This window comes from Rhodococcus sp. (in: high G+C Gram-positive bacteria) (genome assembly GCF_049299235.1).
Lineage (GTDB): Bacteria > Actinomycetota > Actinomycetes > Mycobacteriales > Mycobacteriaceae > Rhodococcus.
In genome coordinates this window covers 1-15254 of the sequence record NZ_JBAQXC010000314.1, presented here as the reverse complement: position 1 = coordinate 15254, position 15254 = coordinate 1, and the positions used below count along the sequence as shown (strand labels likewise).

The window sequence follows — 15254 nt, the reverse complement described above, 5'->3', positions numbered from 1 at the left end:
GCGGCCGTGAGAGGCACGTAGCTAGCGACCCTTCGTCGCGGCGGTGTAGCCGAGGGTGAGTACGGCCGCTGCGGCGATGGAGATGAACCAGCGGATCCAGTCGATGCCACCGGTGTCTCCCTTGTCGAGGAGACCTTCCCACACCCAGTAGCCGATGAGCGCGCCCGCGATACCGAGCACCACGGTGATCACCCAGCCCATCGCCTGCTTGCCGGGAATCACCAGGCGCGCGAGCACACCGATCACTGCGCCGAAAATGATCGTGCCGATGATGCTTCCAATCATTGCAAGCTCCTCTCAGTCGTGACATGAGCCGCACCGACGGTATGTCACCGATGATCATGAAGATAGCGACACGACGGGGACATCCGGTGAAAACTGCACAAATCGTTCCGATCTGTTTACCCGCCGATCTGTTTACCGGCATCGACTCGATCCAACCCTGTCGAACGCGGCCGCAGACGGGCGGCCGGTGCTAGCGTCCAGCCGTGGACGCACGAAGCACGTCCCACTCCGACGTCGCCCTACCCGGTGGCCGGCTGCCGATCCTGTGCATCGTCGCGGTCGTGGCCGGCGTCGCGATCGGCTTCGTCGGCGGAGCGTTCCGCTGGTGCCTCGACATCGCGGACCGGTGGCGGATCGATCTCCTGCACTGGGCCGAGACTGCACCGGGACCGGCATGGCTCGTCCCCGTTGCGGTCACCACGCTCGGCGCTACCGTCGCAGCATTGATCGTCAGGTCCGTTCCACTTGCGTCCGGCAGCGGCATCCAGCACGTCGAAGCCGTGAGCCGCGGAGAGACCGACGCACCGCCGCTGCGGGTGCTGCCTGCGAAGTTCTTCGGCGGTCTCGCCGCGATCGGGTCGGGTATGGTCCTCGGTCGCGAAGGTCCCACCGTACACATGGGCGCCGCGCTCGGCGCCGAAACCGGCCGGAGGGCAGGACTTCCCGACCGAGACGTCCGGCTCGTCCAGTCCGCGATCGCCGGTGCGGGGCTGGCCGTGGCGTTCAACGCTCCGCTCGGCGGGGCGCTGTTCACCGTCGAGGAGGTCCGGAAGTCGTTCGATGTGCGCACCGTGGTGCCCACACTGTTCGCGGTCGCCGCGGCCGTCGGGTGTTCCCGGTTGATCCTCGGAAATCGACCCGATTTCGCAGTGGGTTCCGTGGAACCCCCGGCACTGACACTGCTTCCGCTGTTCGTCGGATTCGGGCTGTGCACCGGGATACTCGGCGTGATCTACAACCGGCTGATCCTGAAGTTCCTGGACACCACGGCAGCGCTGACGCTGCGCCGGATACCGCCGGTCGCGACGGCAGCTGCGATCGGCGGTGCCGTGGGGATGCTGCTCGTGATCGATCCGCTGGCGGCGGGCGGCGGCGACGCTCTGTCCGAACGCATCGTCAGCGGCGGCACCCTACCGGTGGCGACCGCAGTGACACTGCTGACGCTGCGCTTCGTTGCCGGCCCCCTGTCGTATGCGGCGGGGACACCCGGTGGACTGTTCGCTCCGCTCCTCGCCGTGGGCGCACTGTGGGGAATCCTGTTCGCGACGGCCGCGGATACCGTTCTGCCGGTACTCGATCCGTCGACGACAACAGCGATGGCGTTGGCGGGCATGTCAGCGTTCTTCGCCGCAACGGTGCGCGCTCCGATCACCGGGATCGTGCTCGTCGTCGAGATGACAGCGACCGCGACGATCACCGTCCCGATGACCGTGGCGGTCGCTGCCGCAGTTCTCGTCGCCCAGCTCGCACGGTCCGAACCGATCTACGACAGTTTGAGAATTCGTGCGCCCTTCGGGAGTTCGGAAGCGCCCGAGGGACGCACCGGCGGCGGAGCCTCACCCTAACCGATCAGACCGATGGAAATCTGCCGCATCTCCACCTTGCGGACCTTCCCTGTCACCGTCATCGGAAACTCGTCGACGACGTGGACGAATCGGGGAATCTTGTAGTGCGCGAGTTTACCGGCGCAGAATTCTCGGACCGCATCCGCGTCGAGCGGATCGGCGCCTTCCCGCATCCGGATCCACGCCATCAGTTCCTCGCCGTACTTCTCGTCGGGGACGCCGACAACCTGGGCATCGAGGATGTCCGGATGGGTGTAGAGGAACTCCTCGATCTCCCGCGGGTAGATGTTCTCGCCTCCGCGGATGACCATGTCCTTGATACGGCCGGTGATCGAGACGTATCCGTCGGCGTCCATGATCCCGATATCACCGGTGTGCATCCAGCGTGCCGCGTCGATCGCCTCGGCCGTCTTCTCGGGCTGGTCCCAGTAGCCCAGCATCACCGAATACCCGCGCGTGCACAGTTCGCCCGGCTCACCGCGCGGTACGGTCAGGCCCGACACCGGGTCGACGATCTTGACCTCGAGGTGCGGGCCGACGCGACCGACCGTGGCGGTGCGCTGCTCGATCGTGTCGTCGCTGCGGGTCTGCAGCGACACCGGGGACGTTTCGGTCATGCCGTAACAGATGGCCACCTCCGTCATGCCCATGCGATCGATGACCTGCTTCATCACCTCGACGGGGCACGGCGAGCCTGCCATGATGCCGGTACGCAGACTCGACAGGTCGTAGTCGTCGAAATCGGGCTCGGCGAGCTCGGCAATGAACATCGTGGGCACCCCGTACAGCGACGTGCAGCGTTCCTCGGCGACGGCGGCGAGTGTCAGCGCCGGATCGAAGGACGGCGCCGGGAACACGATCGCCGCACCGTGGCTCGTGCAGGCGAGATTTCCCATCACCATCCCGAAGCAATGATAGAGGGGTGGCACCACACAGACCCTGTCGTGCTCGGTGTAGTGGCACAGCTCCCCGACGAAGAATCCGTTGTTGAGGATGTTGTGGTGACTGAGCGTGGCGCCCTTCGGGAATCCCGTTGTCCCCGAGGTGTACTGGATGTTGATGGGATCGTCCGGTGACAGATCGTCCTGCGCGGCGTCGAGCCGGGTCCGGTCGGTGGACAGCGCGGCACGCCCGGACTCGACGATCTCGTTCCACTCCGGGTAACCGAGCAGCACCACCTGCTCGAGATCCGGGCAGTCACCGCGCACCTCGGCGATCATCCCCGCGTAGTCGGAGGTCTTGAAACTCGGTGCTGCAACGATCATCCGGATACCCGCCTGGGAGAGCACGTACTGCAACTCGTGCGACCGGTAGGCCGGGTTGATGTTGACGAGAACCGCCCCGATCTTCGCGGTGGCGTACTGCACGAATACCCATTCCGCACAGTTCGGCGCCCAGATTCCGACCCGGTCACCCTTGGCGATACCCGCCCGCAGCAGTCCGAGTGCGAGGGCATCGACCTCCGCGGCAAGTTCGGCGTAGGTCCAGCGTCGCCCCGACGCTCGTTCCACGAGTGCGTCCCGCTCCGAGTGCCGGGCGACCGTGCGATCGAAGTTTCCTCCGATCGTGTCGCCGAGCAGCGGAACGTCCCACGCTCCCGACGTGTAACTGGGGAGTTCGGGTGTGGCGGTGCCGGTCATCGGTTCTCCTTGTCTCGCGGCCCGGTCGGGCAAGTGGTGCTCGTCCACCCATCCTCGCCCTTTCCGGGACCACCGGTGTTCGGATTGCGAACTGCCGCCCCGGTGCGGCCGGCAGCGAGCGGTGCCCTCCCCGGGTGACGGGGAGGGCACCGGCACGATCTACAGAGCTCGATCGCGTGTCTCGACGAGCGCCCTGGTGCACACCAGGCTCAGGACGCCGAGCGCAGCGAGCATCACACCGATGGCGATGCCGCCGTACGACGCGGCCAACGGCGCGGCGAGCATCGGCGGGATGGCTCCACCGAGTACGCCGGCGAGGTTGTAGCCGAGGCCGGCACCGGTGTACCGGTAGCGGGTGTGGAACATCTCCGGCAGCAGCGCGCCGCAGGGCCCGTACGCGATGCCGAAGATCGAGAGGGTGACGACCATGCCGATCACGAATGCGATCGGAGAGCCCGTGTCGAGCAGGGGAAACAGTGCCAGTGCCCAGACGACGGCGAAGGCGCACGAGATCATGATGACGCGGCGACGGCCGACTCGATCGGAGTAGAGGGCCGACAGGATGATCGCGGCGCCGAAGACGACCGACGAGCAGATGCCGACGACGAGGACGAACGGTCGCGAGAAGCCGAGGTTCGACGTCGCATAGCTCGTCAGATAGGCGGTGCCCATGTAGAAGAACGCGAACATGATCGCGAGCGCGCCGGCAGAGAGCAGGATCTCCTTGGTCTGGTAGCGCAGCGCGTCGAGGAACGGCAGAGTGCGCTTCTCGGCGGGTGCGGCTCTGCGAGCTTCCTGTTCGGTGCGGAAGACGGGAGTCTCCTCGATGGCCAGCCGCATGTACAGGCCGATGCCGACGAGAACGATGCTGAACAGGAACGGGATTCGCCATCCGTAGGTGAGGAAGGCGTCATTGGTGTCACCGAGGGCGAGACCTGTGAACAGGAAGGTGCCGCTCGACAGTGCAAACGCGATGGCCGGGCCGAGCTGCGGGAACATCGCGTACATGCCGCGTTTGCCGGGCGGCGCGTACTCGGCGGTGAGCAGGGTCGCGCCGGCCCATTCGCCACCGACGGCGAATCCCTGCGCAAACCTCAACAGCACCAGGATGATCGGTGCGGCGACACCGATCGTGCCCGCGCCGGGCAGCAACCCGATGAGCAGCGTCGAGATGCCCATGAGCAGCAGCGTGGAGACCAGAGTCTTCTTGCGGCCGATGCGGTCGCCGAAGTGCCCGAACAGCATCGCGCCGACGGGACGGGCGATGAAGGCGACCGCGAAGGTCGCGAACGAGGCGACGGTGCCGGCGGTCGCGCCGAGCGCGGGGAAGAACACCGTCGGGAAGACCAGGGCGGCGGCCGTTCCGTAGATGAAGAAGTCGTAGAACTCGATGGTGGTACCCATACAGCTGGCGATGGCCACGCGACGGATACCGGGGCCTCCCTTCGCCGGCGCCGGCGGCGCGGCACGATGCGCGCCTCCGGGCCCCACCGGAGTGGGGGTCCCCTCTGTCGACACTGTGGTCACGGTTGTCCTCCGTTGTCTTCCGTCCGGCCGCAGCGTGTCCGCTGCGGGGGTTGGGAGAAAACGTAGTGATCCGCCTCACTCCCCCACTACCCCCGAAAGAGGGTGGATGTGAGACGGATCACATAGTTCGCTCGACGAAGGACTGCGCGCGTCAGTTTCCGGAAGCTCCCGCGAGCTCGGCCCGCATCTCGCCCCACACCGTGGCGTACGAATCGATGTTGCCCGCGGTCGCCCACGTCAGGGCGCCGCCCTTGACCTTGCCGAGCGCCTCCGAGAACAGATCCTGGTAACGCGAGAGCCGCGGCACGAACGCCGACACGTCGTCGAAAAGGTTCTGCGCCTTGCGATCCAGTGCAGTCAGTGCATCGACGAAACCGTCCGAGTCGACATCGGACAACAGCGAACCGAGTTCGTCGTCGAGAGGACCGAACTGCTCGAACAGTTCCGCGATCGAGTCCTCGTCGATGGACACCCGCTCGGCGTCGAGCTGATCGGCCAGCTCCGACTGCCCCTTGTCCGTCAGCGAGATCGCCCCACTGTTCTCGGCGGCCTTGCCCTGCTCGATCAGTGCGTCGTAGGCAGCCTGGCCCGCGCCCACCCCCACGCCCAGGTGAGCGGCGATCACCTCGGCGGTGACGGCCTTCTTGAGCGACACCGTCTGCAGCAGCGCCAGTTCATCGACATTTCCTGCGAACGCCATAACCAACTCCTCATCGCCCGGCACACGGGCGGGTCCGTGCCGCCCGGTCGGACGGCGCCTCGATTCTGACGCACCCGACCTGCCGGCGAGGACGCCAGCCCCGGCAGCCGTCGCTACCTGCCCGCAGCCGGACCGTCCAGGCCACCGCGCTCCGATGCTTCGACCGTCCGCGAGCTGTCCTTCAGGTCGACACCGGACCGGCCCAACCTGCGCGCGCCGTCGACCAGGCCTGCGACGACCCGCGCGGCCGACTCGTAGCCGAGACCGCCGGGCGGATGAATATTGGACACGCAGTTGCGTTCGGCGTCGGTCCGCCCCGGCACCGGGTCGTGGGTGAGATACACCCCGAGGCTGTCCGCAACGGACAGTCCCGGTCGTTCTCCGATCAGAACCAGCACGGTGCGTACCCGCAGGGCCGCACCGATGTGATCCCCGAGTGCGACCCGCGCGAACGTCGTGATCACCGGCGGCGCGACCGTCAGATGCCGGGGCAGCGCCGCGACGATCGCCGCGGTCAGCGCGGCGCCATGTTCGACGAGCGCGCGCGGCGACAATCCGTCGGCCAGGACGAACCCGATGTCCGACCTCGATTCCGGTACGGCGCCGAGATCGGCAGGCAGCCGTCCGAGATCCGGGCGACGCAGATACTCACCGCGGTCGCGGACCCGGCTGCACGCCACGATCGGAGTACCGATCCCTATGTTGTTCACCTGCGCGGCAAGCACTTCCACATCGAGTGGTTCGTGCACGGCGTCGCGGGCAGCGGCGTGTGCAGCCCGGAACTCGAGGATCCTCGCGGTCGGGAGAGCGTTCCCCGCGCGACCCAGACCGATCCTCGCCTGCGTGGTCGCGCGCAGCGGATCCCAGAAGTGATCTGTCATCGGGCACCGCCCGCGAGTACGCGCAACGGCGACGCGGACGGATCGACGGGCAGGATCCGCCCGTGGTCGTCCGCCATGCCCAGTCCCTGGAGCCACCGTTCGAACTCCGGCGCGGGACGCAATCCCAGCGCACGCCGGACGTACAGGGCGTCGTGGAACGAAAGCGACTGGTAGCCGAGCATCACGTCGTCGGCACCGGGGACCGTGATCACGAACGACACGCCCGCGACTGCGAGGAGCGTGAGCAGGGTGTCCAGGTCGTCCTGATCGGCGTCTGCGTGGTTGGTGTAGCAGACGTCCACCCCCATGGGCAGGCCCAGCAGTGTGCCGCAGAAGTGGTCCTCGAGACCGGCCCGCACAATCTGCTTCCCGTTGTAGAGATATTCGGGTCCGATGAACCCGACGACCGTATTGACAAGCAGCGGATCGAATTCCCGGGCGACCGCGTATGCACGGGCCTCGAGGGTCTGCTGATCGACCGGCCGGCCACCCGAGCCGAGGTGCGCACCGGCCGACAACGCCGAACCCTGACCGGTTTCGAAATACATGACGTTGTCCCCGACGGTGCCGCGCCCGAGCGAGCGTCCCGCCTCGTTCGCCTCCCGCAGCAACGCAAGGTTCACGCCGAACCCGGTGTTGGCACCCTCGGTGCCCGCGATCGACTGGAACACCAGGTCCACGGGCGCGCCGGTTTCGATCAGCCCGAGGGTCGTGGTGACGTGCGAGAGCACACACGACTGGATGGGTACGTCGTAGCGCTGCCGGATCTCGTCGAGCAGGCGCAGCAGGTCCGCGGTGACCTCCGGCGAATCGGTCGCCGGGTTGATGCCGACGACGGCGTCGCCGCACCCCATGAGCAGGCCGTCGAGGATCGCAGCGGCGATGCCGTGTACATCGTCGGTCGGATGGTTCGGTTGCAGGCGGGTTGCGAGCCGGCCCGGCAGTCCGACGGTGGTCCGGAACGCGGTCGTCACGGTGACCGCGCGGGCCACCGTGATCAGATCCTGGTTGCCCATGAGTTTGCCGACGGCCGCGACCATTTCGGGAGTGAGACCCGGAGCGAGCGCGCCCAGCTCGGCAGCGGAGTCGGTGCGCGCCGCGGTGTCGAGCAACCGGTCGCGCAGGCCGCCGACGGTCAGCGACGCAATCGGCGCGAACGCGGCGCGGTCGTGGCTGTCCAGGATGAGCCGGGTGACCTCGTCCGTCTCGTACGGGACCACCGGTTCGGTGAGGAACACCTCGAGGGGCACGTCGGCGAGCGCCCATTGGGCCGCGGCGCGTTCGGCATCGGATTCGGCTGCGCACCCGGACAGTTCGTCACCCGACCGCAGCGGTGTCGCCTTGGCGAGCAGATCGACGAGCCCGTCGAAACGGTAGGTCGTTCCCGCGAGGTGCTGCGTGTAGATCGTCACGTCCGGACCGGCCCTCCGCCTCGTCGACACGGCGGTCCGTCGGGACCGCCCGGCCTCACCGTACGGCCGTGTGGTGCCTGCCGCGTCAGCACGCGGTCACGGATGGGTTACGGGCAGGCGTCGGGTCTCCGCGGTCACGGTCGGTTCGATCGTCTCCCCGGCCGCGAGCCGAAGGGCGAGCAGACCGATCAGCACGTCACGGTCGCCGACACTTCGCTCCGGTGTTCACCACCCGTTTCCGAGCGAACGTACCGTTCGGCTCCTTCAACCGACGGAACGGTACGTTCGCTCGGACAAACCGGTGCGCGGATCCGTGATCGATCAGAAGAAGCCCTGGGCCTTGGGAGCGTAGGACACCAGGAGGTTCTTCGTCTGCTGGTAGTGGTCGAGCATCATGTGGTGGTTCTCGCGACCGATACCGGACTGCTTGTAGCCGCCGAACGCCGCGTGCGCCGGGTACTGGTGGTAGGTGTTCGTCCACACACGGCCGGCCTGGATCGCGCGACCGGCACGGTAGGCGACACCGCCGTCGCGGGACCACACGCCGGCACCGAGCCCGTAGAGGGTGTCGTTGGCGATGGAGATCGCCTCGTCGAAATCGTTGAAGGAGGTGACCGACACGACGGGGCCGAAGATCTCCTCCTGGAAGATCCGCATCTTGTTGTTGCCGCTGAACACCGTCGGCTGGACGTAGTAGCCACCCGACAGGTCGCCGCCGAGGTCCGCGCGTTCACCGCCGGTGACGACGGTGGCGCCTTCGTTCTTGCCGATCTCGATGTACGACAGGATCTTCTCGAGCTGGTCGTTCGAGGCCTGCGCACCGATCATGGTGTCGGTGTCGAGCGGATTGCCCTGACGAACCGCCTTGGTACGGACCGCGGCGAGGGAGAGGAAGTCGTCGAAGATGTCCCGCTGGATGAGCGAACGAGACGGGCAGGTGCACACCTCGCCCTGGTTCAGCGCGAACATCGTGAAGCCCTCGAGGGCCTTGTCCTGGTAGTCGTCGTTGGCCGAGAGGACGTCGGAGAAGAAGATGTTCGGGCTCTTGCCGCCGAGTTCGAGGGTGACCGGGATCAGGTTCTGCGACGCGTACTGCATGATCAAGCGCCCGGTGGTGGTTTCACCGGTGAACGCGATCTTGCGGATCCGCGGGCTCGACGCGAGCGGCTTGCCCGCCTCCACACCGAAACCGTTGACGATGTTCACCACACCCGCCGGCAGCAGGTCACCGATGACCGAGAACAGATACAGGATCGATGCGGGGGTCTGCTCCGCGGGCTTGAGGACGACCGCATTGCCCGCGGCGAGGGCGGGAGCGAGCTTCCACACGGCCATGAGGATCGGGAAGTTCCACGGAATGATCTGACCGACGACACCGAGCGGCTCGTGGAAGTGGTAGGCGACCGTGTCGGAGTTGATTTCCGACAGCGAACCCTCCTGCGCGCGAATGGCACCCGCGAAGTAGCGGAAGTGGTCGACGGCGAGGGGAATGTCCGCGTTGAGGGTTTCGCGGATCGGCTTGCCGTTGTCCCACGACTCGGCGAGAGCGATCGATTCGAGGTTCTCCTCGATGCGGTCGGCGATCTTGTTGAGGATGACCGCACGTTCGGCAACCGAGGTCTTACCCCACGCCGGGGCGGCAGCGTGCGCGGCATCGAGCGCGAGTTCGATGTCTTCCTCGGTGGACCGGGCAACCTCGGTGAACGGCTGCCCGGTGACCGGGGTGACGTTCTCGAAGTACTGACCCTTGACCGGCGCGACCCACTGACCGCCGATCCAGTTGTCGTATCGCGACTGGAAGGACATCAGGGCGTCGGGTGAACCGGGGCGGGCGTACACGGTCATCGGCGTCTCTCCTGCGTTTCGTCGGTCCGCACGGTGTGCGGGCGGGCGGTGAATCCCCCTCGCGGGGTGTGATGCAGAACACTAGGAGCAGTGACGTTGCAACTACGTTGCGAGTTGCCGGTCCATCAGGTCGATCCTGGCCTTGACCTGGTCATACAGTGCCGATTTCGGATCGACGGTGGTGAGGTAGGCGGTCCACGCGGCGAGGTCGGTACGGCCGTGCACCGACGACGTCCACCGCGCCAGCAGGTGTGCGTCACCGCCGCGCAGCAGCGCCGCCTGCACGCGGGCGCGCAATTCGTCGCGGATCTCGTCGATCCCCGGCGCGACCGATCCGGGCAACACCGGTCCGGCGTACAACCGCACGGCCGTCTCGACGTCGCCGCGGTCGAGGGCCGCGCGAACGTCCGCGACATCGGTGACCAGCTCCCCGAGCAGCCGATACGGCCGTGATCCCACCCGATCAGGGCCGAACACCTTGCGCAGCCGCGACATTTCCGCGCGGATCGTCACCGAGTCGAGCTCGCCCTCGTCGAGCAGGACCGCCAGCAGGTCCGCGCAGAGCCCCTCCGGGTGGTCGGCGAGCAACAGTAGGATCTCGGCGTGCCGCCGTGACACCGGTATCCGCTGCCCGTCACGATGCAGCGTCGGCCGGCCCGACCCGAACGTCTCCAGGCGCGGCGTCGACCCGGTCAGCAGGTGCGGGGCGCTCATCAGATTCAATCGCAGTTCCGCTTCGGCGGCAGCCACGGTGGCACGCACCAATTGCAGCACTTCGGGCGCGGCGACCCGGGCCCCACCGGTGATGTCGATGACGCCGAGGATGCGCCCGCTCGCCGGATCGTGCACGGGCGCCGCCGAGCAACTCCACTCGTGCACGGTCCGGTTGTAGTGTTCGGCGGCAAAGATTTGCACCGAATGATCCAGTGCCAGAGCCGTTCCCGGTGCATTGGTGCCGACATGGTCTTCGCTCCAGTCGGAACCTTCGACGAAGCCGATCGACAATGCCCGGTCGCGGGCCGAGTGGTCGCCCTCGACCCACAGCAGGCGACCGCGTTCGTCGCTGATCGCGATCAGCAGACCGCCGTCGGTCGCGTCCTCGACGAGCAGTTTGCGCACCACCGGACGGATCAGCGCCATCGGATGCCCCGAGCGGTATCCCTCGAGATCCGCGCCGGTGATCAGACCCGGTTGATCCACCATGTTCGGGTTGATGCCGCGGGCGACGCTGCGCAGCCACGAATCGCGCACGACCGACCGCACCGTCGATGCAGCGTCCTTGGCGTCGAGGAAGGACCGGTGCGCGGACGACACCTGCAACGCGTGCGCAGCGACGTCGTCCCCGGGTCGCAGCGCCACCCAGGGGTTCACCGACGGGTGTGGTGTTTCGGTCATCTACCTGCGCCCTCCTTCCGCACACTGTAGTCCACGTCACACTCGTCCTGCCAAACCCCCCGTGGCAACGCGGTGGGCGAGCATCACGGCGGTCGCATGCGGGCCGCGACTCGGCACTTCCGGAAACACGGAGGTGTCGACGACACTCAGCCGCTCGATGCCCTGAACGCGGCACCGTTCGTCGACGACCGAGCGCTCGTCATCGCCCATCCGGCAGGTACCGGACAGGTGCAGCGACGTCCCCAGGTGGGTGGTGAGGCTCCGCGCATCGACGATCTCGCTCATCCCGGCGAGCAGGCCGGACGCGAGGCGGACCCCCGCATCCATCCGGGCGCGATCCCGCGGATCCTCCAGATAGCGGTAGTCGAGCGTGGGCGGCGACCACGGGTCGGCGGGATCGAGCACGACCCGCCCCCGGCTCAGTGGCCGGGTGAGCACGACGCCGAGCACCGGGTCGACGACGCCGCTCCCCGGTATCGCCGCACCGAACGGAACCGTGTACGGCCGCACTTCGAGAGCGTCGGTATGCAGGACCGTCTCGAGCAGCGGCGACCCGGTCGGCAGATCACGCCGGTAGCGGTACCGGATCGCGACCTCGGGATGGTCGACGGCGTGCTGCCCGACACCGGGAAGGTCGTGCCGCACCGCGATTCCCAGACGTTTCAGCTCGTCGGCGGGGCCGATACCGGACAGCATCAACAGTTGCGGTGAGTGGACTGCACCCGCGCACACCACGACGCGGCCGACGCCGATCGTGCGAATGCCGTGCCCCTCCGCGACCTCGACGCCCACCGCACGACCACTCGCGACGACGACGCGGAGCACATCCGTCCCCGTGGCCACGGTGAGGTTGGGCCGGTGCAGCACCGGCAGCAGGTAGGCGAGCCCGGGACCGACGCGCACGCCGTCGCGGATGTTCGACGGGACCCGCCCCGCCCCGTCCGGGCCGGGCGCGTTGAGGTCGTCCACGGCGGCGAAACCCGCGGACAGTGCGGCCTCGTGGAACGCGGCGGACACCGGGTGCAACCGGTCCCACGGGATGCGGGCGACCGGCACGGGGCCGTCGCTGCCGTGGAGATCGCCGGGAAAATCGGCGTCGGATTCGATGGACCGAAAGTCGGTGAGCACCTCGTCGTACGACCAGGTCGCCGGCCAACGCGCGAAATCCGCCGGGCGGGCCCGCACGAAATAGCCGCCGTTGACCGCTCCGGAACCGCCAAGGACGCGACCCCGCGCCACCGTCGTGGCGACCTGCGCGGTGAGCCGCGCCGGGTAGCGTCGGGTCCACGTACTACCCGGTCCGACCGGAACGGTTGCCGCATCGAGTATTTCGCGCGGGGTATCACGCAGCGTCCGATACCCGGCGCCCGATTCCAGGAGCAGGACGGACCGGTCGGGGTTGTCGCTGAGCCGTGCCGCGACCACCGATCCGCAACTACCCCCGCCGACCACGACGACGTCGGCGTGCGCCGGCAGCACGTCAGCTCCGAATATCCGGGACCAGCGCCGCCGGATCGCGGGCGTCGAACGCGCCCTTCCACAGGCCGGTACCGTACGCGAGGTCGTCGAGTCGCTTGTAGAGCACGTAGCGCACGGGGTCGAGCCCACCCTCCTCCCGGTGCCCGAACCAGTCCCAGACTCCTTCTGCGACAGCGAAAGCCACGACCGCTCGTCGTACCCGGGTGGAAAACAGCGATGCGACGAGCGTGACCGGCCAGTAGTGCCGGCACAGGGCGGAGGCGAGCTGCCACATCCCGCCCGCGAAGCCCTGCGCGGTGAGGACCGCCGCGATGCGGGTGGGCCGGTCCAGTTCGGCGAACATGCGCCGGAGCCGCAACACGGTCACCCCCAGCGAGACCGCGGAACCGAGCAGTCCGATCCGGGTGCACGTTGCCGCCGCGACGCAGGCGATCAACGTCCACATCGACATCACGACCGGCGCGACCGAACCGCGATGTCGTGACGCGAGCGGTGCGGCACCGGTTCCGTAGAACACCTTGCGGGTGAACCACTTCCGAAATCCGATCCGATGGTCGTGCGCGACCCGCGCGATCGGTTCGTAGCGCAGTCGCCAGCCGGACCGCTGCAGCCGCCAGCACAGGTCGACGTCCTCCGCGACCTGCATGTCCTCGTCGAACCCGCCGAGTTCACCGAGCACGTCGCGGCGCACGACCATCGCGGCGCTCGGCACGTACGCGACGGGACTGCCCGCGACGACCGCGGCCTCGCGGCGCCCGAGGTCCAACGACGACCGTGCGTGTTCGTAGCGGGCGAGCGGGGCACTGTCCGGGTCGAGCGCGACGATGCGTGGCGCGACGAGCGCGACCGCGGGATCGGTGAAGTGCCCGAGAATCGCTTCGAGCCACCCGATGCGCGGCACCACGTCGGAATCCAGAAATGCAACGAACGGTGTTGTCGCCGAACGCATTCCGGTGTTCCTCGCCGCAGCAGGCCCCCGCGACCTCTCGTGCCGCAGGACCGTGACCCGACCGTTCTCGACGGCAGTACAGGGAGCGGTGGAACCGTCGTCGACGACGATCACCCGAACCGACTCGAGCGCCCGCAGCAGCCGAGCCAATCCGTCCGGATTGTCCTTCACCGGCACCACGACGGTCACGTCCGCGGTCGACGGCAGCGCGGTGGGCCGTGGATTACCGACCCCCGAGTCGAGGAGCCGGCGGGCCACGACCGCGGTCCGCGAATCGACCACCCGCAGATAACCGTCGTCGAGCATCGCCACCGCGGCCGGAGCGAGCGTGAGCATGCGGGTCGGTGAACCGCCGATGAGGACGCGTCCGTCGGAGAACGCGCGCACCCGCGGGTCGATTCGGACACCGAAACCGTCGGGCAGCCGCGACGTCGGGGTACGGGCCGTCTTGCCCTGCGTCACCGGAGTCTCCCCTCTGCATCGGGCTGCCAGCGGGCAACCTGCGCAGTCGCGCGTTCGACCAGGTCCGCGAACATGTGGGCGCCGCGTTCCGCACTGGCGGCCGTGGGGTCACCCAGCACCCCGTTCGCCGACACGGCGACGATACCGCCCTCCCGCAAACGGGGCAGCAGAGTCACGATGGATTCCGTCGAACCCACCTCGGCGCGGTCCATCGCAACGACGTCGGGGGCCAGGTGCAGCAGCAGACTGGTCTCCGTGTCACCGCCGTGCGCATCGCCGCCGGGTACGGAGCACGGCAGCCAGGCGGCGTCCCGACCTTCGTATCGCAGCAGCGCAACCGCCTTCACCAGGGCATGTGCGTTGCCGCCGTGACCGTTGACGAAGACGACGCGCGCGGCCCACCGGCACACCGACCGGCCGTATTCGACCAGGAGCGATTCCATGACGTCGGCACCGATCGAGACGGTACCCGCGAACCCTTCGTGTTCCCCGCTCGCCCCGTAGGCCACCGGCGGGGCCACCGCGACATCCGCCAGGCTCGGGGCACCGGACAGAGCTGTGGCACCGGACAGGGCTGTGGCACCGGACAGGGCTGTGGCGACGGCTGATGCGATCCGGGTGTCGGTGTCGAGCGGCAGGTGCGGCCCGTGCTGCTCGAACGCACCGACCGGAACGGCGACGGTGGCGCGTCCCGGTTCGACGTCGGGCCAGCGGGCGGTGTCGAGGTTCACCGACCCGATGGTAGGCGGTGTCATGGTAGGTGGTGACATCGCTGCGACGCCGGTTGCGTACGGGATCGCGCGAACGCGGCGCGTAAGCTGCCCGCGTGCTGATCGAACCGCGCGGCGTCGACGATCCGACCGTCCTCGAACTTCTCGGCGAACTCCAACTCGAATACGTCCACCGGTACGGCGGACCCGACGACACCGAACCGGTGCCGGGCGAGTTCACGGCCCCCTGCGGCGCGTTCCTGCTCGCCCTCGACGACGGCCTACCCGTCGGGATCGGCGGCTGGCGCACGCTCGGCGCGACCGACCGTGGCGTGCGCGCCGACGACGCCGAGATCAAACGCATGTATGTGCGGGCCGCGGCGCGGCGGCGCGGTGTCGCCCGG

General features: G+C 68.1%; 13 protein-coding genes. 2 read left to right on the top strand and 11 right to left on the bottom strand.

Features of this window, described 5'->3' with window-relative positions; translation table 11 throughout:
- Nucleotides 1-21: 21 nt before the first annotated feature.
- Nucleotides 22-285, bottom strand: coding sequence for a GlsB/YeaQ/YmgE family stress response membrane protein (locus WAX14_RS19440; protein ID WP_422629688.1), 264 nt, complete (start codon nt 283-285; stop codon nt 22-24).
- 203 nt (nt 286-488) lie between these two features.
- Between WAX14_RS19440 and WAX14_RS19435 the strand changes: the two genes are divergently transcribed.
- Nucleotides 489-1850 carry a ClC family H(+)/Cl(-) exchange transporter gene (locus tag WAX14_RS19435; RefSeq protein ID WP_422629687.1) on the top strand — a complete coding sequence of 454 codons (1362 nt, stop codon included), beginning with the start codon at nt 489-491 and terminating at the stop codon, nt 1848-1850.
- On the opposite strand, the gene WAX14_RS19430 is transcribed toward WAX14_RS19435, so the two are convergent.
- The 10 genes from WAX14_RS19430 to mftE form a co-directional block, all read right to left on the bottom strand.
- A complete protein-coding gene (locus tag WAX14_RS19430) occupies nt 1847-3490 on the bottom strand; it encodes an AMP-binding protein (RefSeq protein WP_422629686.1) in 1644 nt (547 codons plus the stop codon). The two genes, WAX14_RS19435 and WAX14_RS19430, sit on opposite strands and share 4 nt — an antisense overlap.
- A gap of 159 nt (nt 3491-3649) precedes the next feature.
- Nucleotides 3650-5017 carry an MFS transporter gene (locus WAX14_RS19425; RefSeq protein WP_422629685.1) on the bottom strand — a complete coding sequence of 456 codons (1368 nt, stop codon included), beginning with the start codon at nt 5015-5017 and terminating at the stop codon, nt 3650-3652.
- Between the two features lie 151 nt (nt 5018-5168).
- Nucleotides 5169-5717 (bottom strand): hypothetical protein, encoded by a 549-nt coding sequence (locus WAX14_RS19420; protein ID WP_422629684.1) that lies wholly within the window; start codon nt 5715-5717, stop codon nt 5169-5171.
- 113 nt (nt 5718-5830) lie between these two features.
- A complete protein-coding gene (gene eutC / locus WAX14_RS19415; protein ID WP_422629683.1) occupies nt 5831-6598 on the bottom strand; it encodes an ethanolamine ammonia-lyase subunit EutC in 768 nt (255 codons plus the stop codon).
- Complete coding sequence (locus WAX14_RS19410) at nt 6595-8010, bottom strand: ethanolamine ammonia-lyase subunit EutB (RefSeq protein WP_422629682.1); 1416 nt, start codon at nt 8008-8010, stop codon at nt 6595-6597. The genes eutC and WAX14_RS19410 overlap by 4 nt, the downstream gene beginning before the upstream one ends.
- A 321-nt stretch (nt 8011-8331) precedes the next feature.
- The gene (gene adh / locus WAX14_RS19405; RefSeq protein WP_422629681.1) at nt 8332-9855 is read right to left on the bottom strand and encodes an aldehyde dehydrogenase family protein; all 1524 of its coding nucleotides are present in this window, start codon (nt 9853-9855) and stop codon (nt 8332-8334) included.
- A gap of 102 nt (nt 9856-9957) precedes the next feature.
- Entirely contained in the window at nt 9958-11250 is a 1293-nt protein-coding gene (locus tag WAX14_RS19400) for a GAF domain-containing protein (RefSeq protein WP_422629680.1), read from the bottom strand.
- A gap of 36 nt (nt 11251-11286) precedes the next feature.
- The gene (gene mftG / locus WAX14_RS19395) at nt 11287-12729 is read right to left on the bottom strand and encodes a mycofactocin system GMC family oxidoreductase MftG (protein ID WP_422629679.1); all 1443 of its coding nucleotides are present in this window, start codon (nt 12727-12729) and stop codon (nt 11287-11289) included.
- 1 nt (nt 12730) lies between these two features.
- Nucleotides 12731-14140 (bottom strand): mycofactocin biosynthesis glycosyltransferase MftF, encoded by a 1410-nt coding sequence (gene mftF, locus WAX14_RS19390; RefSeq protein ID WP_422629678.1) that lies wholly within the window; start codon nt 14138-14140, stop codon nt 12731-12733.
- A complete protein-coding gene (mftE, locus tag WAX14_RS19385; protein WP_422629677.1) occupies nt 14137-14895 on the bottom strand; it encodes a mycofactocin biosynthesis peptidyl-dipeptidase MftE in 759 nt (252 codons plus the stop codon). The genes mftF and mftE overlap by 4 nt, the downstream gene beginning before the upstream one ends.
- A gap of 71 nt (nt 14896-14966) precedes the next feature.
- On the opposite strand from mftE, the gene WAX14_RS19380 reads away from it, so the two are divergent.
- A partial coding sequence (locus tag WAX14_RS19380; protein WP_422629676.1) for a GNAT family N-acetyltransferase occupies nt 14967-15254 on the top strand: 288 nt, incomplete at its 3' end.

Coding starts and splice junctions, on each gene's coding strand:
- WAX14_RS19440 (WP_422629688.1), bottom strand. CDS start 285: ATGATTGGAAGCATCATCGGCACGATCATTTTCGGCGCAGTGATCGGT.
- WAX14_RS19430 (WP_422629686.1), bottom strand. CDS start 3,490: ATGACCGGCACCGCCACACCCGAACTCCCCAGTTACACGTCGGGAGCG.
- WAX14_RS19420 (WP_422629684.1), bottom strand. CDS start 5,717: ATGGCGTTCGCAGGAAATGTCGATGAACTGGCGCTGCTGCAGACGGTG.
- eutC (WP_422629683.1), bottom strand. CDS start 6,598: ATGACAGATCACTTCTGGGATCCGCTGCGCGCGACCACGCAGGCGAGG.
- adh (WP_422629681.1), bottom strand. CDS start 9,855: ATGACCGTGTACGCCCGCCCCGGTTCACCCGACGCCCTGATGTCCTTC.
- WAX14_RS19400 (WP_422629680.1), bottom strand. CDS start 11,250: ATGACCGAAACACCACACCCGTCGGTGAACCCCTGGGTGGCGCTGCGA.
- mftE (WP_422629677.1), bottom strand. CDS start 14,895: ATGACACCGCCTACCATCGGGTCGGTGAACCTCGACACCGCCCGCTGG.